Annotated in this window: 25 protein-coding genes; all 25 read left to right on the top strand. The window is 46.7% G+C overall.

The genetic code is table 11. From position 1 onward, the window contains the following. Positions 1–237 precede the first annotated feature (237 nt). Positions 238–981 carry a phage terminase small subunit gene (gene terS / locus KQJ23_RS00325; protein ID WP_216476604.1) on the top strand — a complete coding sequence of 248 codons (744 nt, stop codon included), beginning with the start codon at positions 238–240 and terminating at the stop codon, positions 979–981. Further along, entirely contained in the window at positions 981–1,676 is a 696-nt protein-coding gene (locus tag KQJ23_RS00320) for a hypothetical protein (protein WP_216476603.1), read from the top strand. Before terS ends, KQJ23_RS00320 begins: the two co-directional genes overlap by 1 nt. A 246-nt stretch (positions 1,677–1,922) precedes the next feature. Further along, positions 1,923–2,249: a hypothetical protein gene (locus KQJ23_RS00315; protein ID WP_216476602.1), complete on the top strand. Its 327-nt coding sequence runs from the start codon at positions 1,923–1,925 to the stop codon at positions 2,247–2,249. A gap of 32 nt (positions 2,250–2,281) precedes the next feature. Further along, on the top strand, positions 2,282–3,955 hold the full coding sequence (locus tag KQJ23_RS00310) for a terminase large subunit (protein WP_216476601.1): 1,674 nt from the start codon (positions 2,282–2,284) through the stop codon (positions 3,953–3,955). A gap of 21 nt (positions 3,956–3,976) precedes the next feature. Continuing rightward, complete coding sequence (locus KQJ23_RS00305) at positions 3,977–5,215, top strand: phage portal protein (RefSeq protein ID WP_216476600.1); 1,239 nt, start codon at positions 3,977–3,979, stop codon at positions 5,213–5,215. Continuing rightward, complete coding sequence (locus KQJ23_RS00300) at positions 5,205–5,840, top strand: HK97 family phage prohead protease (protein WP_216476599.1); 636 nt, start codon at positions 5,205–5,207, stop codon at positions 5,838–5,840. The genes KQJ23_RS00305 and KQJ23_RS00300 overlap by 11 nt, the downstream gene beginning before the upstream one ends. A gap of 21 nt (positions 5,841–5,861) precedes the next feature. Further along, the gene (locus KQJ23_RS00295) at positions 5,862–7,151 is read left to right on the top strand and encodes a phage major capsid protein (protein WP_216476598.1); all 1,290 of its coding nucleotides are present in this window, start codon (positions 5,862–5,864) and stop codon (positions 7,149–7,151) included. A gap of 55 nt (positions 7,152–7,206) precedes the next feature. Further along, positions 7,207–7,524, top strand: a complete 318-nt coding sequence (locus KQJ23_RS00290; RefSeq protein ID WP_216476597.1) for a hypothetical protein — start codon at positions 7,207–7,209, stop codon at positions 7,522–7,524. After that, entirely contained in the window at positions 7,517–7,801 is a 285-nt protein-coding gene (locus KQJ23_RS00285; RefSeq protein ID WP_216476596.1) for a hypothetical protein, read from the top strand. The genes KQJ23_RS00290 and KQJ23_RS00285 overlap by 8 nt, the downstream gene beginning before the upstream one ends. Before the next feature lies 1 nt (position 7,802). Further along, a complete protein-coding gene (locus KQJ23_RS00280) occupies positions 7,803–8,150 on the top strand; it encodes a head-tail adaptor protein (protein ID WP_216476595.1) in 348 nt (115 codons plus the stop codon). Further along, positions 8,150–8,578 (top strand): HK97-gp10 family putative phage morphogenesis protein, encoded by a 429-nt coding sequence (locus KQJ23_RS00275; RefSeq protein WP_216476594.1) that lies wholly within the window; start codon positions 8,150–8,152, stop codon positions 8,576–8,578. Before KQJ23_RS00280 ends, KQJ23_RS00275 begins: the two co-directional genes overlap by 1 nt. After that, the gene (locus KQJ23_RS00270) at positions 8,571–8,927 is read left to right on the top strand and encodes a hypothetical protein (protein ID WP_216476593.1); all 357 of its coding nucleotides are present in this window, start codon (positions 8,571–8,573) and stop codon (positions 8,925–8,927) included. Before KQJ23_RS00275 ends, KQJ23_RS00270 begins: the two co-directional genes overlap by 8 nt. Positions 8,928–9,087: 160 nt before the next feature. After that, positions 9,088–9,984, top strand: a complete 897-nt coding sequence (locus KQJ23_RS00265) for a major tail protein (RefSeq protein ID WP_216476592.1) — start codon at positions 9,088–9,090, stop codon at positions 9,982–9,984. A 49-nt stretch (positions 9,985–10,033) separates the two neighbouring features. Further along, the gene (locus KQJ23_RS00260; RefSeq protein ID WP_216476591.1) at positions 10,034–10,372 is read left to right on the top strand and encodes a hypothetical protein; all 339 of its coding nucleotides are present in this window, start codon (positions 10,034–10,036) and stop codon (positions 10,370–10,372) included. 436 nt (positions 10,373–10,808) lie between these two features. Continuing rightward, on the top strand, positions 10,809–13,229 hold the full coding sequence (locus KQJ23_RS00255) for a phage tail protein (RefSeq protein ID WP_216476590.1): 2,421 nt from the start codon (positions 10,809–10,811) through the stop codon (positions 13,227–13,229). Between the two features lie 8 nt (positions 13,230–13,237). Then, positions 13,238–14,041 carry a distal tail protein Dit gene (locus KQJ23_RS00250; RefSeq protein ID WP_346779328.1) on the top strand — a complete coding sequence of 268 codons (804 nt, stop codon included), beginning with the start codon at positions 13,238–13,240 and terminating at the stop codon, positions 14,039–14,041. Positions 14,042–14,046: 5 nt separating this feature from the next. Next, positions 14,047–15,729 carry a glycosyl hydrolase family 28-related protein gene (locus KQJ23_RS00245; RefSeq protein ID WP_216476588.1) on the top strand — a complete coding sequence of 561 codons (1,683 nt, stop codon included), beginning with the start codon at positions 14,047–14,049 and terminating at the stop codon, positions 15,727–15,729. After that, a complete protein-coding gene (locus tag KQJ23_RS00240; RefSeq protein WP_346779324.1) occupies positions 15,730–15,954 on the top strand; it encodes a hypothetical protein in 225 nt (74 codons plus the stop codon). 181 nt (positions 15,955–16,135) lie between these two features. Beyond that, positions 16,136–17,128, top strand: coding sequence for a site-specific tyrosine recombinase/integron integrase (gene xerA, locus KQJ23_RS00235; protein ID WP_216477032.1), 993 nt, complete (start codon positions 16,136–16,138; stop codon positions 17,126–17,128). A gap of 60 nt (positions 17,129–17,188) precedes the next feature. Next, the gene (locus tag KQJ23_RS00230; RefSeq protein ID WP_216476587.1) at positions 17,189–18,601 is read left to right on the top strand and encodes a phage tail protein; all 1,413 of its coding nucleotides are present in this window, start codon (positions 17,189–17,191) and stop codon (positions 18,599–18,601) included. Positions 18,602–18,656: 55 nt separating this feature from the next. Further along, the gene (locus KQJ23_RS00225; protein WP_216476586.1) at positions 18,657–19,202 is read left to right on the top strand and encodes a stalk domain-containing protein; all 546 of its coding nucleotides are present in this window, start codon (positions 18,657–18,659) and stop codon (positions 19,200–19,202) included. A 65-nt stretch (positions 19,203–19,267) separates the two neighbouring features. Further along, positions 19,268–19,450 carry a hypothetical protein gene (locus KQJ23_RS00220; protein WP_216476585.1) on the top strand — a complete coding sequence of 61 codons (183 nt, stop codon included), beginning with the start codon at positions 19,268–19,270 and terminating at the stop codon, positions 19,448–19,450. Between the two features lie 66 nt (positions 19,451–19,516). Next, the gene (locus tag KQJ23_RS00215) at positions 19,517–19,855 is read left to right on the top strand and encodes a hemolysin XhlA family protein (RefSeq protein WP_212939185.1); all 339 of its coding nucleotides are present in this window, start codon (positions 19,517–19,519) and stop codon (positions 19,853–19,855) included. A gap of 23 nt (positions 19,856–19,878) precedes the next feature. After that, entirely contained in the window at positions 19,879–20,151 is a 273-nt protein-coding gene (locus tag KQJ23_RS00210) for a phage holin family protein (RefSeq protein WP_216476584.1), read from the top strand. Beyond that, a complete protein-coding gene (locus tag KQJ23_RS00205) occupies positions 20,144–20,830 on the top strand; it encodes a glycoside hydrolase family 73 protein (protein ID WP_216476583.1) in 687 nt (228 codons plus the stop codon). Before KQJ23_RS00210 ends, KQJ23_RS00205 begins: the two co-directional genes overlap by 8 nt. Positions 20,831–20,878 lie beyond the last annotated feature (48 nt).

Below are 20,878 nucleotides of genomic sequence, written 5' to 3'. Positions count from 1 at the left end.
TGCAACACAATCTGGTTAATGTCGCACTCGATTTTCCGGAAAGTGATGCATATATGAAGAAATCAAATAAAATGGTCAAGGTCTGTCCGCAACACAATTCCTTTATGTTTCACTCAAACACCATATTTTAGCAGAAAAGAGCATCTTTCTTCATTCGGCTAAAGTAACGTTCTGGAAACAACAGGGAAAAGTGTACTACTCAAACACGAATGCGTTCGGAGGTGGGGTGAAAATGGCGTGAGTAGGCGAAGAAGTGAATTAAGAGACAAGGCGTTTTTGATGTGGGATAAGAGTGGCCGGACGATGCCGCTTGTGGAGATAGCCAAGAAGTTAGATCTGGCACCGTCTTTAATCCGGAAGTGGAAACATGAGGATGCCTGGGAAGCTCGGCCAAGTAGAAAACGTGGTGGGCAGCCAGGAAACTCCAATGCGGTCGGGAATAAAGGCGGCGGCGCACCACCAGGGAACAAGAATGGCTGGAAGAATGGCATGTATGAATCCATGTGGATGAGCCAGATTGCAGCAGAACACAAGCTGCAGCTTATGAAAACTGAGACTGACCCACGTCAAATACTGGTCAATGAGATCCATCTGTTGGAGTACCGTGAATTTAAACTCATGGGTTATATCAAGCAGATTGAAGAGGGCTGGGATGCGAGCTCATTATCCTCTAAGAAAGAACGGTTTAAGAAAACGGTAGAGGATATGGGAGATACTCCAGCTTTCGTTGACGGCTTCCTTCAGGTCGATTTGAAAGTCGATTATGAAATGCTCGAGACAGAAACTATCACGAAGACACCACAGAAGCTCGAGCGGCTCCTTGCCATCGAGAATGCATTGTCTACGGTACAAGGTCGGAAGCTTCGCTGCATAACGTTGCTGGATCAGTTTGACCGCAATGAACTGACGGATGAAGAGCTGCGGCTTAAAGTTGAGCGAATGCAGCTTGAAGTTAATAAGTTAAGAGCGGAGGCGTGGTGATGGCTAGGCATAGCGTTCTCCAAGCATTCTATACGTCCCAGGAATGGATTGACTTTCGGATGATTCTTATCGTTGAGAGGTCAAAAAAGGATGGGATTTATTGTGAACACTGTGGGTTGCGCGTCCTCAAATCCAGAGATGTAGTTGCTCACCATGAGATCGAGCTTACACCGGATAACGTGCACGACCACACGATTTCTTTGAATCCTGCACTGATCAAGTTAGTGCACCACACATGCCATAATGAGATTCATAAGCGTTTCGGAGCCAAGAGAGCCCGAAGCGTTTATTTAGTTTACGGACCGCCGCTGTCCGGGAAGAAGACATTTGTATCTGAACGGATGATGCGTGGTGATATCGTGGTGGACATGGATAAGTTGTATGAAGCAATATCGTTACAACCGTCTTATGACAAGCCCGATAATCTATTCAGCAATGTGATGGGCATCCACAATCTGTTGCTGGATAATGTCAAGACTCGCATGGGCAAGTGGGGAGACGCTTGGGTAATCGGCGGATATCCTGATAAGTTCAGGCGAGAGCGGACAGCTAACGATCTGGGAGCAGAGTTGGTGTACATCGAAGCAACTAAGGATGAGTGCATGTCTCGTCTTAACACTGATCCTCAGCGGCAGCATGTGCAAGCAGAGTGGCGTGGATACATTGATAAGTGGTTTGAACAATATCAGGAATGAGGTAGTAACAATGATACCCAAACGAATCAGAGCAATGTTCCGAACACTCAGGTCATTTTACTTTGACGTAATTCATCCGGATGGATGGAAGTATGTTGCTGCTCTGATTATTTCTTTTTCATTATTATTTATTTCAAGATAACCCCCCGGTCAAAAAAATTTGCGAAGGCGCGGGGTACCGTAGAGGGGACGCAATTTTGGTGCAAACCCAAAAAATCGAAATTCGGAGAGAAGGTGAAAAATCCGGTGAATAAAGCCGAGTGCGACAAAGAATTGGCGAGACTACGCGAAGTCTTTGCAAAAGTGGACCCTGAAAAGGCTGATCTGGTGGATGGACTCATCCAGGATGCAGCCTTTTTGTTTGCTGAAAATGCGGAGCTGCGCAAAGTGCTGGCACAAACGGGCACCGTGAAGATTCATCCGGACAATCCGAATTTGCAAAAGCCGGTTGAAGCAGCTCGCCAGTACTTGAAAAATGTCGGCGCCTATGCCGTTATTATCAAGACCTTAAATGGTGTTCTTAATAAAAATATGTTGGAAGAGGATGACGATGACCTCGGTGAATTCGAATGAGCGCTCCTTATTCATCTTATCTTCATGAGTATATGGCGAAATGCCGATCCGGTGAAATCTTGGTCGGGCAAGAACTTCTTCAAATGTTCGATATTCTGGACGAGAACTTGCGTGACCCAAACATTCGGTTTGAGCCGGCTGATGCCAACAAGCGAATCAAGTTCATCGAAGAGAAATGCCGACACTTTGAGGCTCCATATGCTGGTAAGCCGTTTAAGCTTGAACTGTTTCAAAAGGCATTCATAACTGCTCTTCATGCGTTCAAAATATTCGACGATGAAATAGACAAGTGGGTGCGTCTATACCAAGACGTGCTTTTTGTTGTTGGTCGGAAAAATGGAAAAACGCCGTTAATCGGCGCGATGAACCTTGCTGAATTCTTCTGTGGACCGGAAGGGATTAAAATCCTTTGCTCTAGTAATGACTATGAGCAAGCTGCGCTGATGTTTGACGCAATCAATGCCATGAGAGAAGAGTCACCGTCACTGGATAAGGTAACCCGCAAGAACCTGACCGGGATATATTTTGGAAATCCCAAGCGAAGGAAGAAGAAGGGGAAGTTCTCCTATCGCAACAAGGGGCACATCAAGAAAATATCAGCAAAAACGGGGGCCAAGGAAGGTCGGAATATTGCGGTAGGTGCGGCCGATGAAGTCCATGAGATGAAGGATAACTCTGGAGTCATGCCGATTCGCCAGTCACTCTCTACTCAGGACGAGCCGTTATATTACGAACTTACCACTGAAGGATTCACCAATGACGGGTATCTCGACGAGCGCATGAAGGAAGCACGCCAAGTGCTGAAGCGTGAATTACATCGCCCTCGCTGGCTAGTCTGGCTCTATACTCAGGACAGTGAGCAGGAGATATGGCAGGACGAACGGACTTGGGTCAAAAGCAACCCGGGTCTTGGAACAATCAAAAAATGGTCTTTTCTACGGAACATGCTGGAAGAAGCCAAGACCAATAAGGCAACCCGAATATTTGTGCTGGCGAAGGACTTCAACGTCAAGCAGAACAATGCGGCAGCTTGGCTTATGGCTGAGGATATCGTAAATGCCAATGATCAACGATTCAATCTTGATGATTTGCGTGGGCGTGTTGCTGTTGGCGGCGTGGACTTGTCTAAATCAGGCGACTTGGCGTGTGCAAGGGCTTTGTTCTACAAGGACGGCAAGAAGTACACCATATCTCAATATTTCATTCCAGAATCAAAGTTGTCCCAGCTATCCAAGGAAGACCTGGAGAAGTATAAGGCTTGGATTAAGGAAGGAAGAATCACCGTCAGTGATGGAAATGAGAATGACTTCCGGCTGGTAACAGCATGGTTCGTCAAATTGGTTAAGGAATTTGGAATCAGATTCCTAAAAATAGGCTATGACAAGTGGTCGGCAATCTATTGGGTGAAGGAAATGGAGGAAGTTGGCTTTGACATGGTTCGGGTTGAACAAAACTGGGGCCCGATGTCGGAACCGATGAAGCTTGTTGAAGCTGACCTTAAGAGCAATCTTCTTTATTACAACAATGATAGCCTGGATAAGTTTTGTCTTGAGAATACGGCGATCACGGTCAATTCCAAGATGGAGCAAATGCCAATCAAAGTACAGGGCAAGGACGAGAAGAAGATCGATGGTGCTGTAACAAACATCATTTGCTATCGCGTGTACATCGATAACCGAAGCGACTTTCTCCGCCTATGCGCTTAGATTAAAGAAAGGAGGGAATGCATGAGCTTAATGGACACACTTCGCCGTTGGTCAACAGGACGGCGAGAAGCGAAGTTAATCCAAATGCTGAATGGTAGCCTTCCGGTATTTAGCCAATTTGGATCAAACATCTATGCGTCTGATATTGTCCAAAACTGCATTGATGTAATTGCTACAGAGATGAGCAAATTGCAGCCGCGGCATATTCGTAATACTGGCGATAGGCAGGATATACCCAAGGGGAACATTAATAGGTTATTAAAATTCGGCCCTAACCCACTCATGACAACAAGCGAATTCATTGAAAAAATAATCTGGCTGCTGCTCATGAATTACAATGCCTTTATTATTCCGATCTTCGATTCTGATTTCAGCACGGGAAGCGAGCGAAGGACGTACCGGGGATTTTACCCGATTGATCCGAGCAGGGTCGAGTTTCTCCAAGACCCTACGGGGGTAATGCATATTCGCTTTTATTTTAGTAGCGGAGTTGACTTCACCTTTCCCTACAGTGACATTATCCACCTTCGCAAAAAGTTCTCAGTAAATGAACTTATGGGCGGTGGAGCTAGTGGACAGCCAGACAACTCAGCCCTTCTGCAAGTGCTGCAAACAAACCACATGCTGCGGCAGGGATTAGAACGTGCGGTGAAGATAAATGCCGCTGTTCAGGCCGTGCTAAAAATGGCAACGTTGATGGACGACGATGCTCAACGCGCAGAAAGATCAAGGTTTGAACAATTGCTTGCTTCAGGTGATAGTGCTATTTTGCCTATTGACTTAAAAGGTGAGTTTATTCCCGTCAGAAGCGATGCAAAATTTATTGACAAGGAAACAATGGCATTCCTACAACAAAGTGTACTGAATTGGTTCAAAGTACCGTTGCCCATCTTAACCGGAGAATTTGATGATAACCAGTACCAAGCGTTCTACGAGAAGACGCTTGAGCCGCTGGTTATTTATTTTGGTCAGAAGTTTTCCAGGGCAACGTTTACGGAGAGAGAGCTGGACACAGGCAATGAGATTGTCTGGTATCACCGAGAAATGAATTACCTGTCAACCACATCCAAGGTATCCCTGCTCAAAACCATGGGGGAACAAGGGTTACTAACGGACAATCAAAAGCTCGCTCTTATGGGATTCCCACCAATACCCGGAGGGGATCGTATTACTCAGTCGCTTAATTACATTGACGTAAATCTAGTAAATCAATACCAGATGCAAAATAAATCAAGGGCGGTGATAGACGATGACGAGTAAATTGATCGTAGCAGGAGACCGCGAGATGAGATCATTCGCACTTCCTGACCTGCGAGCTGAGACAGACAGCGGCATCGTTCAGGGGCATGCGGCTGTATTTGATCAGCGCGTGTCTATTGGCGGGTGGTTCGAGGAGATTATTGAGCGCACTGCATTTGCAAAAACGGACTTTCGGGACGTAGTTATGACTGTCAATCATAACCTCAAAAACATCCCGCTTGCCCGGAGCCGCAATAACAACGCTAACTCTACCTTACAACTATCGGTGGATGATGCAGGCTTATATATCAGGTCGACGCTGGACACTGAAAATAACAGTGAGGCACGCGCTCTGCATGCGTCTATATCAAGGCAAGACATTACAGGCATGTCCTTCATCTTTGTTATTCGGGATGCTGTTTGGGAAAACCTCGACAGCGACATGCCGACGCGGCGAATCACTGATATTGCTCGCGTCATTGAAGTATCTGCGGTATCCTTCCCGGCTTATGACGGGACTGATATATCTGCTCGTGGACAAGAAACGCTGGAGAGCGCGAAAGCGGCACTGGAGAGTGCCCGGTCTGGACTGGAGAGTCCAAACAACGAGCTGGAATTATTAAAAGCAAAATTGAAATTACGATAATTAAGGGAGGCTATTTAAACCATGAAGGATTTTCTTAAAAAATTGCTTAAACAGAAGGAAGAGAAGCGCTCAACGCTTAAACAGCGTGGAGATAGCAGCGAAGATGTACAAGTTGTAAGGTCGATCATTGGAGAAATCGAAGAAATTGATAAAGAAATTCTGGAACTGAGGCAGCAGATTGAGGCATTGCCTGACGAGCCCGTTGCAGGCGGTGCAACTCCTCCGGCTGAGGGACGCAGCCAGCAAGCTGCAGTAGTAGGCAGCGGGTCTGCCGGGCAGATGGCAAGTGTCATGGCATCCTACGGCATGACCAATCCTCAACGTTCGCAGGCTCCGTCTGATCCATACGGTTCCGTAGAGTACCGTCAGGCATTTATGGCGTTTGCTGTACGTGGGGAAATCAAGCCAGAGCTTCGGGCAAACGCTCAGACCACTACTGCAGATGTTTCGGCTGTGATCCCGACAACGATCCTCAATGAAGTCATTCGCAAAATGGAAGTTCGTGGGCGTGTATGGAGCCGTGTTCGCAAGCTTAACATCAAGGGAGGTGTTGATGTACCGATCTTGTCAGTAAAACCTGTGGCTACATGGATTACAGAAGCAGCGACATCTGATCGTCAAAAGGTGCAGGCAAACACGAAAATATCCTTTAACTATTACGGTCTTGAGTGCAAAGTAGCTGTTTCTTTGCTTGCTGATACAGTTACTCTTGAAGGATTCGAAACACTGGTAATTGATCTGATTGTAGAGGCAATGATTAAGGCGATTGAAGCAGCAGTAGTTAGCGGGTCTGGCACAGGCCAGCCGCTGGGCATCACAAAGGACACTCGTGTCCCTGCTGCTCAAATCGTGACGTTGGATGAAACTGAAATCACGGCATACCAGCCGTGGAAGAAGAAGGTTTTCGCCAAGATGCCGCTTGCTTACAAGGCAGGAGCGGTATTTTTTATGGCTTCTGGTACGTTTGAAACGTACATTGACGGCATGGTTGATGATGCTGGGCAGCCCATTGGACGCGTCAATTATGGCATCACGAACGGAATTCAGGAGAGATTTGCCGGGAAAGAAGTCATTCTTGTTGAGGACGATCTGATCCAACCGTATGACACGGCTGCGGAAGATGATGTGATTGCTATTTTCTGCGATCTCTCGAATTATGGGGTCAACAGTAATATGCAGTTGACGATGTTCCGGTACTTGGATCACGATACTAACCAATGGGTAGATAAAGCGATCCTGATCGCTGACGGTAAGTTGATTGATCCTAATGGCGTTGTCATTATCAAAAAAGCGGATGGTAGCGGCACTTAATTTTAGATAACATAGGGGCGGGAAACCGCCCTAACTATTGAAGGGGTGTATTCACGTGTCAAGAAAAACGAAGGATGCAGAGCAGGTTATTACTGTTCAAACGGCTGTTCCGGTTGTAATTTGGAAGGTTAAACGACCGCTGAATGAGCAGCAGCACGAGGAGTTGGCTCGAAAGCTCCAAATCGAGCAAGAACGGTCTGGTTTGAAGGTAATGCTGGTTCCGCATTCGGTTGATGCTGAGATTGGAGCCGCATTGGAAGATCAGCAAGTTGCAACCGAGGATGACCAAACGCCTTCTTCTGGTGATGAAGGCACAGCAGATCAGAAAAAGGAAGATGAACAACCGTCAAAAGACGGTGGTAGCAATGAATGATGAAGAACTCCTGATCCAGTGTCGCATTGGATTAGGCATGTCAGCAGCAACAACCGCCATGGACGGTGCAATCCGGCAGAAGATGCTACTCGTCAAGTCCTTTATGATTGGCAGTGGAGTATCAGAAGAGATGCTTAATGACCCGGCATCTATCGGAACGATTGTGGTGGGAGTAACCGATACGTGGAACCTGAGTGCGGGTGAGATTAAATTCTCACCCATTTTTTATACCCTGGTGACCCAGCTGGCAGCTCGTAGTTTGGTAGGTGGTGGATGAGATGTGGAAGCCAAAAATCGAGCAAATGAATACCCAGGTTCGCATCCTCAAACGGTCAGAAACGCTAGTTAATGGTGCTCCAAAGATTACGTATGGAGATGCGGAGAATCCGCTTGAATTATGCAATTGGAAGAGCAAGGGCGGTACAGAAAGCACGCAATCAGGCACGCTTGTTGTTGAGGACACCGCTGAGGTTGTCATGTGGTACAGAGACGGCATATCGCAAAAGGATAGGCTGCTGCTTAATGATGATCCTAATCTGGCTTATGACATCATCGGGCCTCCTGAGAACGTGGAGCAGCGGAATATGTACCTTGTAATGAAGGTAAGACGAGCGGTGAACACTTAATGGCTAAGGGGAAAAAGTACACTAATAGTCGATCAGTAAGCCTGAACTTAACGGGACTGGAAGAGTATGCTCAACGCATTGTTGAGACTGGCCGTAATGTTGATGATGCGGTTGCCAAGGCAGTACGCGAGAGTGCAAAGCCCATTTACAATGATATCAAGGATTGGGCGGATCGTCATAAACTTACTGGATTAGGGCTTGAGGGTGTGGATTTATCAGAGCCTGAGCAAAGTGGGAACGACATCAGCGTGAAAGTAGGAATTAATGACGAAAAGGCTCCAGGCTCATGGCATATGGTGTTTACAGAATACGGCACGCCAACCCAGCCAGCCGATCCTGGCATACGTAATGCTTTTGACAATAACAAGTCCAAAGTAAAAAAAATACAGCGTGAAGTGCTAAAACGGGAGGGGATGCCGATTGATTAACATCTATGCGGTAACTTATACCGCTTTGGAGTCTCTTGGATATCCAGTCCGTGAGCAGGGCACTTATGCACCGAATGAGACGCTGCCTGAAGCCTTTGTGACGTACCAGATTATCGACAGCCCAAATAACAGCGCGGCTGATAACTTACCAACGAGTCAGACAACAAGGGTGCAAGTCAACTTGTATAGCAGAGACCCGGATATCAAGCAGGGAGCAGACGGCTTATTGAAGTCAGTCATGCTCCCTGCTGGTTTTTTGCGCGCGGGAGGCAGAGACTTGCCATTTAGCTTGCAGACGGGGCACTACGGATATACCTGTGATTACAGATACTATATGGATTTGAGGTGAACGAGTGATAAGTCTGCACGGTAAATTGGCGACGAATGACAAGGATGAACTTTGCATTGATGGAATCCCTGTTGCACTGGCACTGCTTTATTATGTAGGTCAAGAAGTCAGTTTGAGTATTAGTAGTCAAGAAGAAACAGAAGAATCGGAGGAATAACCTATGGACAAACAGTATGGAGAGTTTGTAGGCGTAGACAGCCTGAACTTTGCACTTGTAACGGATACAGAATCATCCTATTCAGCGACTACTCCAGATTATTTAGCTCCTGTCGGGGAAATTGCCGCAGAAGCTGAAACAAATAATACACCAACATATTATGACAACGTGCCGGGAAACAATTATGTATCTGAGGGCGTTACAACGGTGACAATCACCGTGTCTAACGTGCCTGTAAAGAAGGCGGCATTATTGCTTGGTAAGGATTTTGACGAGGCTACGGGGAGATTGCTAGATAGCGGTATGCCCAATCCTCCAGACGTTGCCCTTGGATACCGTGCCAACATTGGCCGATCTGACCACCGTTACACCTGGTATGCAAAAGGGACGTTCAGCGGCGGAGCGGAAGAAGCTGCGACTAAGAATAGCGATGTAGACATTAGGACATACCAACTCACCTATACTGCCGTCGCTACTACGCATCAATTTTTGATTAATGGTGAGAGAAAGCCGATCAAGAAAATCTCAGGAGACACCACCAACCCAGCATTTAACCCTGCTGGATGGTTTGCTCAGGTGCAGACACCTGACACCGCTACACCTCCCGATACTCTTGCGGTAACGAGTGTGCCAGCGGCAAATGCGACAGGGGTAGAGGTGGACAGTGACATCGTGTTTACTTTTAACAACAAGATCAAGTCCTACTCAGTCACCCTGATTGACGAATTGTTGCAGCCAGTTGGTGCATCTCCATCGCTCAGTCCAGATGGCAAGGTATTGACGATTAGCCCTGCCGCTGATTTATCCGCAAGCACAAGCTATGTGGCGATCTTGACAGATGTACAGGATGTCTATGGGCAGCATCTGCCGAATACAATCGTAAATTTCGAAACGGCTTAACGAGAGGGCGGGGCAACCCGCCTATCTCTATTTTTGGGGAGGGTTATAAATGATTTTGAAGATTAAGTTAGGCAACAAAACGTATACCGCTACCAGCATTGTATCGTCGATAACGCGAGAAGCAATGAAGATTAATCGTGATCTGCTAGAAATAGCGAAAAGCGAGGGCACGTATGTTCAAGCTGCAGAAGATAAAAATTTTGATAGTCTCACCGATATGATGGAAAAGTTGATCGAGATCAAAGATCGAAAAGCGGCGCTCATCGTTAAGACTTACGGCGATAAGTTTGATATCGATACATTGCTTGACAACACCACGGATGCAGAAATTGACCAACAGATCAATCTACTAACAAACGGCATAAGTGGCATTATCTCAAAAAAGTAAATACGGCAGGCGGAGGGCAGGAGGCATCATCCAGCGATAACGAGGACATTGACCCATATAGCAGCATTCTGAGGCTGTATAAGACCTGTGTAAAAAAGCTTGAATGGAGTCTCAATGAGATTGATGAGACAGATTTTGAGCTTTTAGTTGACTTTTTATTTTCAGGTGACGATGATCCTAATACTCGTGTCATTAACGGTAAAACATTTGTCCGTCCATCGTCCCTGCCTGCCTGGGTATAAGAGGGTGAGCACAATACAAAAAATCAAATGTCCGATTTGCGGTCACACGCTGTTTTATGCACGATCAGCAGACTTGCAGATCAAATGTATGAGGTGCAAGCAAATCGTAGAGATATCAATCAAGAGACAGAGCGAGCCGCACAGTAACAAGTAGCGAGCCAATGCCTGCCTTGTCGTAAAGGCAGGTGAGGTATATGGCAAACGAAAATGATATTGGCGGTAAGGTTGGTCTGGATATAACCGACTTTAAGGCTAATATTGCAGATTTAAACAGGCAGATTAAGGTAATTGATTCCGGGTTTAAGGCTGCCGCAGCGGGAATGGATGATTGGGGAAAGTCTGAGGCGGGGCTGCAAACCCGGATAAAGTCCCTTAATGAGATCACCGACCTACAACGGCAAAAGGTAGCTAATCTCACTGAGCAGTACGCAAAGGTAGCGGCTGAAAAGGGGGAGAATAGCAAGGCGGCGCAAGACCTACTTGTCCGCATCAACAAAGAGACAGAATCGCTCAACAATAACGAAAAGGGTTTACGGGATGCTCAGTCATCCCTTGACGGATATGGCAACGAAACCGAAGAGGCCGAACAGAAAACGGAGGACATGGACAAGTCCCTGGGAAAACTAGGGCAAAGTCTAGCTACCGTTGGCGGTGCAGCGGCAAAAGCCGCGGTTGCGGGATTAGCTGCTGTTGGCACCGCTGCTGCCGCCGCAGCACTTGCTATCGGAACAAAAGTAGTAGGTGCTTTCGGTGAATTGGAACAAAATTTAGGCGGTTCTGAGGCCGTCTTTGGAGAATACGCCAGTGCAATCCAAAAAACAGGCGAAGAAGCTTATAAAAATTTGGGAGTCTCGCAAAGTGAATATCTTGCGACGGCAAACAAAATGGGAGCACTCTTCCAAGGTAGTGGAGTTGAACAACAACGAAGCCTTGAACTGACAGAGCAAGCAATGCAACGGGCTGCAGATATGGCTTCTGTGATGGGTATTGACACAGCAGCGGCCCTGGAAGCCGTAAATGGAGCGGCAAAAGGCAATTATACTATGATGGATAACCTAGGGGTTGCGATGAACGCGACAACCCTAGAAGCCTACGCCCTTTCTAGTGGAATACAAACGGCATACAAAGATATGTCGCAGACGGAAAAAACCGAGCTTGCCATGAAAATGTTTTTTGAAAAAACCGAGCAATATGCAGGTAATTTCGCCAAAGAAAGCACACAGACAATCAGCGGATCATTAGGGCTGCTGAAATCCTCCATTGAATCCCTAACGGCTGGACTAGGCAACTCCGAAGCAGATATTACTAACCTTACTGGCAACGTAGTAGATGCGTTTAGTGCGGTCATAGCCAATGTCGTACCTATCATCAAAAATCTTGCAGCAGCGCTCCCTCAAGCTGTAAAGACAGCACTTGCGGAAGTTGTGGGAATTGCTCCCGAGATTATCCCGGTGTTTGTTGATCTTTTCGGAGAAGTCCTATCAATGATAGGCTCATTGCTCCCGGAAGTGGTTGTGCTTGCTGTGGACCTGGTGCAGTCTCTTGTGGACGGAATAATCGATAACATCCCCATGCTCACTGAGTCTGCTATTAAAATCGTCATGTCATTGATTGATGGCATTATCTCCATGCTACCAATGCTTGCCGATGGAGCGCTACAGTTGATTATTGGTCTGGCGATGGGGATTGGACAGGCTTTGCCGCAATTAATCCCAACGGTCATTGAGGTTATCGGCCAAATTGTGAAGACGTTAATCGACAATGTACCTATGTTGATTGATGCGGCACTACAACTCGTTTTGGGGTTAGTGGACAGCATACTTGATCTGTTGCCGGAGCTTATTCCCGCAGCAATCGGACTAATTGTCACTTTGGCCAATGGAATTATTGATGCTCTGCCTAAACTCATCGAAAAGATACCTGAGATCGTCGAGACGATTGTTAATGTAATCGTGCAAAATTTACCTTTGTTGATCACTGCCGCCGTAAAAATTATTGTGCAACTCGTGTCTACGATAATTTCTAACTTGCCTATGATCATCAAGGCCGCAATACAGATCATAGCAGCGCTTGTAAAGGGCATCCTCGGCGCGATACCGGAGGTTCTTGCGGTTGTGCCTAAACTCTTTTCCGAGCTGCTTACTGCATTTAAAAATAGTAAGTGGGGACAACTTGGGATTGACCTCATGCAAGGTATCATTGAGGGCGTTAAGGATACAGCCAAAAACCTTGCTAATAGCGTGGTTGAAGCTGCTAAAGGCGCTCTTGACGGAGCTAAAAAGTTTCTGGGTATCCATTCCCCCTCCCGTGTGATGCGTGACCAGGTCGGTAAAATGATCCCGGCGGGCATGGCTGAGGGTATCAAGGACAGCGCCAAGCAGGTAAACGCGGCTATGGACGCGATGAACAGGGAACTTACAGTAAGCCCGGTTATAAACCCTGCTCCTAAACATAATCCGAGTGCCGGATCGTCTGGAGGATCACAGGTAACAAATAACTTTGAGGGCATGGTCAGCGGCAATACATTTGTGGTACGTAACGATGAGGACATAGACCGTCTTAGCCAGAAGCTGGGGGGATATGTTGCAGATAACATAAGGGGAGGAGGCGAGTGAGCTTGGATGTGGTTAAGTATTTAGGCGACAAGATGCCGAGTGAGCTTGGCATGCGTGCTACACGTGGCACGCAGCGTCCGGTATTGCCTCCCACAGTAGATAATACGGTTGTGGTACCCGGAATGCATGGGGCATGGGATTTCGGCGCAGACATGGGCCCACGCCCCCTACCACTCGAATGTGAGTTTGGCACTCGAAACTCCTTTGAGCTTCAGCGCCGGATTAATACGCTCGCCGCCTACCTGTTAGGCCATGATGGCAGACCGCGAACTATGCCAGTTATCTTTAGTAACCAGCCAGACCGCCAAATCATGGCGAGATATAGCGGCGAAATGCCCCTGGAACGGATCGCAGGCCTTGGGAAGTTTGTCTTACCCATGATTGCCTACGATCCGTTTGCATATAGCGTGTATGAGTCGGTAGATATCAATGTTGACAGCATCATCCTGGTTGATTCGGATGTACTGGTTGACACGGGCTATACGTTTACGATTACGGGACCCGGATCTTTCAACATTTACAACAATGGAGATTTATCAATTACTCCTGTGGTGGAGGTGTCTGGGGCGTTCAGCGTTTTGAATATCGGCATTGGCGGGATAACATTTTCATTTTTTGAGCCATTTTCCGGAAATCTCACAATTGATTTCGCTCGAAAGCTGGTTTACTCGGGGTCAACAAATCTCTTATACAAGACAAACGCTGCATTCGGGATGTTGCCGCCTGGTACATCTCAAATGACGGTCAGCGGGTCCGGAATTAATGCAAGCCTGTCCTTACGGTTCAGGGAAAAATATGCAACATCGGGGTGATTAAATTGGCCGAAGATTTTGAAAAAATATTGGGAGCTGACAACGGGAATCCTCCCGACTCGCTCCGGCAGATGTATCCGAAGGTGAATAGAAACTTTGACAAGGTTAAGGCTTGGTTTACCTCGACTTTAAGCTTGATCAATGGACATATCCAATCAGCGGCAGCGCACCTTGCCGAACACATCACTTATTCCGGATCAGCACCAGGAGCAACAGTTAAGCAGGGCATTGACAACACGTATAATCGAATTAGCGAAATTGTAGCACAGGCCGGAGACGACAATACAGAGATTGTGGATGCTCGAAATGGATTCACGACTTTAGGTGATCGGCTCAATGCCAGTGATGCGCAGTTGGCGGAAATTGCGCATAACGTTAAAGCCTATGGTGCAGTTGGTGATGGGATCACAAACAATACAGCGGCGATCCGAGCTGCTATTAATGCGGCAAGTGCTACTGGCGGCGGTGTCGTATATTTTCCTCCCGGTATATATGGGATAAATGCATATGTCGCCATCCCATCAAACATAACACTTCAAGGCGCAGCGTCAGGAGCATCTATCATCAAGTTTTTACCAAACTCTGACCCCGCCGGCGCTCCTGCTTTTGGTGGGGGGCCTAGAATCATTTGCAACGACAATCCGCTAAATAGTCCTTACAATGAAAATATTACCTTACAAGACTTGACTTTTGAGGGCAACGGATCGGAACAGACATTTAGCCTGCTTGTTTCATTCAAGAGCGTGACAAATCTATCAGTAATTCGGTGCAATTTCAATAACTTCGGTAATACGGAGATATACAACCAAGGATTAGTAGTGTTTGAAAGTAACAACGTCAGGATAAAAGATTGTGGATTCTCACATAACTCGGGTGATGGTGCTGCAATAGCCGAGTCGTGCAACAATGTTTTGGTTACAGGTAATATGGCGAGCAATAACCATGACTACGGAATTGTATTATCCAACGTGTGTACTCACGTGATCGTAATGGGTAACACTAGTAAAAACAATGTACAAAACGGCATCGGAGTGGATGAGTGCAATGACGTAGTTGTGCAGTCAAACATATGCCATAATAACGGACAATATGGGATAGTTGTGCAAAGGTTTGATCCAAACCCGACATACCCAAACCGCAGATGTACCGTAACGAGCAATATCTGCTATTCAAACTCCGTCGGAATAGCCGTGCATTCAGCCGAGGAGGTGCTTGTTGGGTCAAATATTGTTTATGATAACGGTGATGGGATGCAGATTGTGGACAGTAAGAAATGCCTGATCACGAATAACCAGGCAACCAACCAAATCTCTCATGGTATCCTTTTGATAAGTTATGACCCAGCGGCAGGGATTAGTGACAACATGTTATCTCAAAATGTAGTTTTTGGTAATGTATATGGGGTGCGCGAACTTAATGCCGGGGGATCAGTCACAGCTAATGTCATCTGGGGTAACCTTGTATACAATAATTCAAACAACTACGTAGTGGGACCGTCGAAAATAAAAGGGGTTAATATTAGTGATGAAGTAGTTGAGTGGACAAACGGACGTGTTGACTATGATGCGTCTTTGTCCGCAACCTCGGCTACCGCAGGAGTCGCGTCGAATTTACCGACTTCTCCAGCAGGGTATTTAACTCAACGGGTCGACGGGGTAAACGTTAAAATACCTTACTATAATGCTTAGTTGGACGAAACTGCGCAGCAAAAAATCGAGAATAGAGGTGAAAGAATGGAAGGTTATACAGCTTGCACAAGTGAAAACTCTTCGATCATCTTTTGCGGAAATCAGGAAGAGATTCTGAGAATTGAGAACAATGGAGATATTTTTGTTCGTGGTGCACTGGTAGAGAACGATGCTCAGGTTGTTTCGGGTTTACGTAATTTTCTTTCTGAACAAGGCGCGCTTTAGTAACTCAAGAACAAAAGTTCCCATTTTACTCCTAAATGTGTTCATGTTATGTTATTATGGAAGCAGGTAGGCCGGACTGATCATCTGGCCGCAAACGCACCGATGGGCGTACCTGCTTCCTTTTTATTGGAGCAGACCCCATGAAGCGTAATACCTTCCATCGGGGGAATGAAAAGTGAATATGCAAATGGCTGGTGAGCAAATGCTCTCCGAAATGGTTTCTGTGGTATTTACCATGGTGCCAACGATTGACGTTGAGTCTCTTCGCAACAAGTTTTCGGCAGTCATGTCCAAATTTCACATCACAAGAGTGGAGCAGAATGAGATACACCCGGATTTAAGTGAGAAAATCGAATTGTATCTGGCATCGATCAAGCTCGAAGGTAAGAGCCCGGAGACCATCAAGGGATACCGCCTTGAACTGAATACTTTTGCGGAGCGGGTAAAAAAGAAGACGACTGACACAACAGCCGCAGACATCAGAATGTATCTCGGTCAATTTAGTCACTTGAAGATGAGCACGGTTGGCCGTAAGCTATCGGTACTTAAGAGCTTTTACGGCTGGCTTACAAATGAGGAAATGATTCAACGCGACCCGTCGTCAAAGCTCAAGACCCCGAAAAGGGAGAAGCGAGCTCCGAAAGCTCTGACCATTGAAGAGTTGGAAATGTTGCGAGAGTCTTGCCGGACGATCCGGCAGCGGGTATTTGTCGAAGCGCTCTATGCCACGGGTTGCCGGCTATCCGAAATCCAGAGTCTCAACCGTACCGACATCAACCTGCAGACCATGAGCTGCCGTGTGATCGGTAAGGGCAACAAGGAGCGGGAAGTATACTTTAGCTTTAAAGCCATGTACCATATCAAAAAATACCTAATGGCCCGGACGGACGACGACCCTGCATTATTTGTTACTGAGCGCAGGCCGCACCGGAGATTATCCAAGCGCGGCATACAGCGTGAGATAGGTATCATCGCTGCACAGGCAGGACTGGATAAGCGAGTAAGCCCGCATACCATGCGGCATACCTTTGCAACGCTCACCCTTAACAATGGAGCCGAGCTGGCAGCCGTCCAGCAGCTACTTGGTCACGAGTCACCGGCAACGACACAGATTTACGCCCAATATACCGAGGAGCGCAAACGAGAGCAGCACAAGCGATTCCTTGTACAATAGCAGCACTTCAAGCACACCGGATCATTGGTGTGCTTTTCTAATTCTCGGGGAGGTGATCGGTTGATCACAATACTTAATGAGCAGCACAAGCCGTTGGCCGTGCTTGATCACTATTTTGATGACGAGATTACGGAGCAGACCAACGGCCTGTATACTCTCAAATTCTCTGTTTATCTGGACGATCTCAAGAGCCCATATATCACCGTAGGCAACTTTGCGGAGGTCGAGGGTCAGTATTTCAACATCGTCCACCATCGCCGCACCCGCGCAGATAGTGGAGCAGTCATTATCAGTGCTGAGTGCGAGCAGGTTGCCTATGACTTGATTTACCATTCTTATGACCAGTTCATTCATACCGGCACCCCGACCACATTGTTACAATACGCTTTGGCCGGAACGGGGTTTACTCTTGATATTGTGGAGATTACAGAGCTGGTCAGCGTGGAATTCAAAGAAGAGGATACGGTGCGGGCGATCATTATTGCTATCGCTACAGCGGCAGGCGGCGAACTCAAATTCGACAAGTACAAAATATCCCTGCTGCGCCGCAGAGGGAGAGAGCACAGCGCGCAGTTCCGCTTTGGTAAAAACCTGCTTGGCATCGTCAAGGACGTTGACGCTAAGACAGGCACAGCCGTGACCTCCTATGAGGTTAATGTCGTGGAGCTGCGGTCATTGCCTGAGTTTGCCATGCTGGAGGCTTTTGAGTTGGGCGACACGGTAGACATCATCGACGAGGAATTGGGAATCAACGAAAAGCAGCGGATCATCCAGTACACCTACAGCCCCCGCATGCGGATCAATAGCAAGGTGGTCATATCCAGTGCCATATTAGGCATCCAGGACACAATATATCGGCTGCAAAAGACTTCAGTAGCTAAAGACAAATGGATGTATGGCGTAAAAATCGGTCCGGAAGAGGGTATTGTGCAGGAGCGATATGACAAACGGGCCAAATCGATCTGGAATGCTGATGTATTCAAGATGCAAAAGGGCGACGGTTCCGGCAGCTATACAGATGCCCTATATTTCAATCCGGCAAACGGAGAGTATGAATTCAGTGGTATTGTAACCGCCAGTGAATTTATCGGCGGCAGGATCCAAATCGGAAATAACTTCTCCGTTGACGACACAGGACATATGAAGGCTGTTGGAGCTGAGTTCAGCGGGGATATTTCTGCATCGGTAATTTCAGGCGGGCAGATTAACGGAACTTTTATTAATGGCGTTACAGTAACTGGGTCAACAATAAGCACTCGTAGTGGTGGTGGAAAAGGTATTGTAATGAATTCCGGATGGGCTGACTTAGAAATATACTCTGGCGCATCTACTATCCACAAGACATTTGCGATAGAAGACCTACTAAACGATGCGAACCTTTGGTTTGCGCGAGATGGTGGTGTTATCGCCGGTAGAGAATTTAGAATTGTTGCTCCTGGAGGAGTATTTGTGAATGGCGTGCAAATAGGATGATTTTTCCTGCATATTGATATACAATGTAGAAAAATGAAATGCAGGAGGTCTAGCAATGAAAAAACCTTTGTATACTATTTTCATACTATGTATCGGTGTAGTTATTGGTATGACAAGCACTGCCGCAGCTGATCCGGTTAAACAATATGTTCAAGCTTCTTTTGAAAAAATTATATTTGTTGTGAACGGTGAAGAGAAGCCTTTGGATGCTGATCCGTTGGTGTATCAAGGGACAACATACCTTCCTGTAAGAACAGTATTGAATACCCTTGGTTATGATGTTGGGTATAAGGCTGATACGAAGACGGTTACAGCGGATAAAAGCGAGATTCCATCCTTAGGCATGGAAGGAGAAAAGGCTGAATTGAATGCAAATAATTATCAGGATAACAACAAGCAGATAGAATCACTTAACCATTCCATTACCAGAGAAAAAGAGACCATAGAAACATTAGAAATAATGATACAAAATGCTAAAGGGCGAGACGATGTGTCAGAACAATCAAAAAAGGAAAAGATCGAGGATTACAATACACGAATTGAACGGTCTAAAGCCAATATCGAAATGTACGAAGCTAAAATATCAGAACTCCAAAAATAATATCACTACCAATCAAAGCTCTCCAATGCGGAGGGCTTTTATTTTTCCAAGGAAGGAAGAAGGGAATGTCTAAAATAACAAATGTCATTAAGATAGAAATGATGCCAACAGTACCAGAATTACTCTCCGTAGCTTCTGCCGTGGCTGCTTTCTATCCAGGCAGAGAAAAAGAGATCATGCAAGCCATCAGGGATGCCGCTGAAAGGAGGATAGAAGAACTTAACAAGCAGGAAGAAAGCGCCAAATAAGGCGTTTTTATTTTGCCCTCGGGAGACCGGGGGCTATTTATATTTGCAGAAATGGGGAGTCGGTAGATGGATGCAGTTCAAGCGGAAATGCTTCAGCGTATTACAAAAGTAGAGACCACGGTAGACAATATGGACGAGAAGCTAGACAACGCGCTCAATGGTCGTGAGCTTGCCATAGAAGCATTAGCTTCAGCAAAATCAGCCCATCTAAGATTAAATGAAATTCAGCAAGCAAAGGAACTTGCAGAGGAAGCCAATCGTAAAGCAGAGACTGCGTTGTTAAGGTTGGACAAGTCAGATGAAAACCAGGTGTGGCTTAAACGGACTTTTTACGGTGCTATCATCACCGGATTTTCAGCTTCGATTGTGGCTGCCGTTTGGGCTGGTATTCAATTAGCAAGTTAATAAAATCGAGAGGATGAAGTGAAATGGAATGGAATGCTGTAATCGAATTTATTTCGCCGGAGTTGTTGGTTGTCGTTGTAGCTTGCTGGATTATCGGATACGTCCTTAAGCAGACACCACGGATCCCGGACTGGACCATCGTATATATCGTAACAATGGTTGCAATCGTATTTGCTGGCTTGTTGCTCGGCTTTAGTGTCGAGAGTGTTATCCAAGGTATCCTCTGCGGCGCTGTGGCGGTGTACGGCAATCAGCTGATTAAGCAAGCCAAGAAGGGAGCAGATCGGGATGACTAAGGCGCAATTCATCGCCAGGATCGCTCCTTATGCCGTAGCTGACATGCGCCAGACTGACATTGCCGCATCCCTCACTATCGCCCAGGCTGCTCTTGAGTCGGCCTGGGGAGGTAGCGGGCTGACCAAGCAGGCAAATAACCTATTTGGCATTAAAGGTAACGGAACGGCTGGCAGTTGCACGATGCCGACAACCGAGTATGTTAACGGTCGTCCGATCAAGGTCAATGCAGCGTTCAGAGCTTACCATAATTGGGGCGAGTCTATACTGGATCATTCAAAGTTGATCTTAAATGGAGTGAGCTGGAACCGCAATTTGTACAAGGGTGTGATCGGCAAGCGTGGAGCTGATGCAGCTCGTGCAATAGCTACAGCCGGCTACGCTACGGATCCGAAGTATGCGGAAAAACTGATCAGCATCATGAATGAATGGAATCTGTATCAATACGATGAGTCCGGCAGCGCGCCGGTGAAGGAGGACGATGAAGCAATGAAGGAAGAATTAGCTAAGCTTACGAAGCGGGTAGATGTCCTGGAGAAAGCAGCGGAAAAGATTCCTGCACCGAAATGGTTTGTTGAGGAGTTTGGCTCTGATAACCTGGGCGGCAAGATCAGCGATCCGGAGTTTACTCTTGGCGAGTGGCGGACTCTGGCTGTGGGGTTGCGCGTTGGTAAGAAGTAAATTCTGAGCTCATCGCACATTTAACGGTCGATGGGTTTTTTCATTCAT

The organism is Paenibacillus brevis (assembly GCF_018919145.1).
Taxonomy (GTDB): domain Bacteria; phylum Bacillota; class Bacilli; order Paenibacillales; family Paenibacillaceae; genus Fontibacillus; species Fontibacillus brevis.
The sequence above is the reverse complement of the archived record's forward strand: the minus strand, read 5'-3'. Positions and strand labels throughout refer to the sequence as shown.

What these genes read in the sequence shown, in the direction of transcription:
- KQJ23_RS00320 (WP_216476603.1), top strand. Translation starts at nt 981, where the DNA reads ATGGCTAGGCATAGCGTTCTCCAAGCATTCTATACGTCCCAGGAATGG.
- KQJ23_RS00310 (WP_216476601.1), top strand. Translation starts at nt 2,282, where the DNA reads ATGGCGAAATGCCGATCCGGTGAAATCTTGGTCGGGCAAGAACTTCTT.
- KQJ23_RS00305 (WP_216476600.1), top strand. Translation starts at nt 3,977, where the DNA reads ATGAGCTTAATGGACACACTTCGCCGTTGGTCAACAGGACGGCGAGAA.
- KQJ23_RS00300 (WP_216476599.1), top strand. Translation starts at nt 5,205, where the DNA reads ATGACGAGTAAATTGATCGTAGCAGGAGACCGCGAGATGAGATCATTC.
- KQJ23_RS00295 (WP_216476598.1), top strand. Translation starts at nt 5,862, where the DNA reads ATGAAGGATTTTCTTAAAAAATTGCTTAAACAGAAGGAAGAGAAGCGC.
- KQJ23_RS00285 (WP_216476596.1), top strand. Translation starts at nt 7,517, where the DNA reads ATGAATGATGAAGAACTCCTGATCCAGTGTCGCATTGGATTAGGCATG.
- KQJ23_RS00280 (WP_216476595.1), top strand. Translation starts at nt 7,803, where the DNA reads ATGTGGAAGCCAAAAATCGAGCAAATGAATACCCAGGTTCGCATCCTC.
- KQJ23_RS00275 (WP_216476594.1), top strand. Translation starts at nt 8,150, where the DNA reads ATGGCTAAGGGGAAAAAGTACACTAATAGTCGATCAGTAAGCCTGAAC.
- KQJ23_RS00265 (WP_216476592.1), top strand. Translation starts at nt 9,088, where the DNA reads ATGGACAAACAGTATGGAGAGTTTGTAGGCGTAGACAGCCTGAACTTT.
- KQJ23_RS00260 (WP_216476591.1), top strand. Translation starts at nt 10,034, where the DNA reads ATGATTTTGAAGATTAAGTTAGGCAACAAAACGTATACCGCTACCAGC.
- KQJ23_RS00255 (WP_216476590.1), top strand. Translation starts at nt 10,809, where the DNA reads ATGGCAAACGAAAATGATATTGGCGGTAAGGTTGGTCTGGATATAACC.
- xerA (WP_216477032.1), top strand. Translation starts at nt 16,136, where the DNA reads ATGCAAATGGCTGGTGAGCAAATGCTCTCCGAAATGGTTTCTGTGGTA.
- KQJ23_RS00225 (WP_216476586.1), top strand. Translation starts at nt 18,657, where the DNA reads ATGAAAAAACCTTTGTATACTATTTTCATACTATGTATCGGTGTAGTT.
- KQJ23_RS00220 (WP_216476585.1), top strand. Translation starts at nt 19,268, where the DNA reads ATGTCTAAAATAACAAATGTCATTAAGATAGAAATGATGCCAACAGTA.
- KQJ23_RS00215 (WP_212939185.1), top strand. Translation starts at nt 19,517, where the DNA reads ATGGATGCAGTTCAAGCGGAAATGCTTCAGCGTATTACAAAAGTAGAG.
- KQJ23_RS00210 (WP_216476584.1), top strand. Translation starts at nt 19,879, where the DNA reads ATGGAATGGAATGCTGTAATCGAATTTATTTCGCCGGAGTTGTTGGTT.
- KQJ23_RS00205 (WP_216476583.1), top strand. Translation starts at nt 20,144, where the DNA reads ATGACTAAGGCGCAATTCATCGCCAGGATCGCTCCTTATGCCGTAGCT.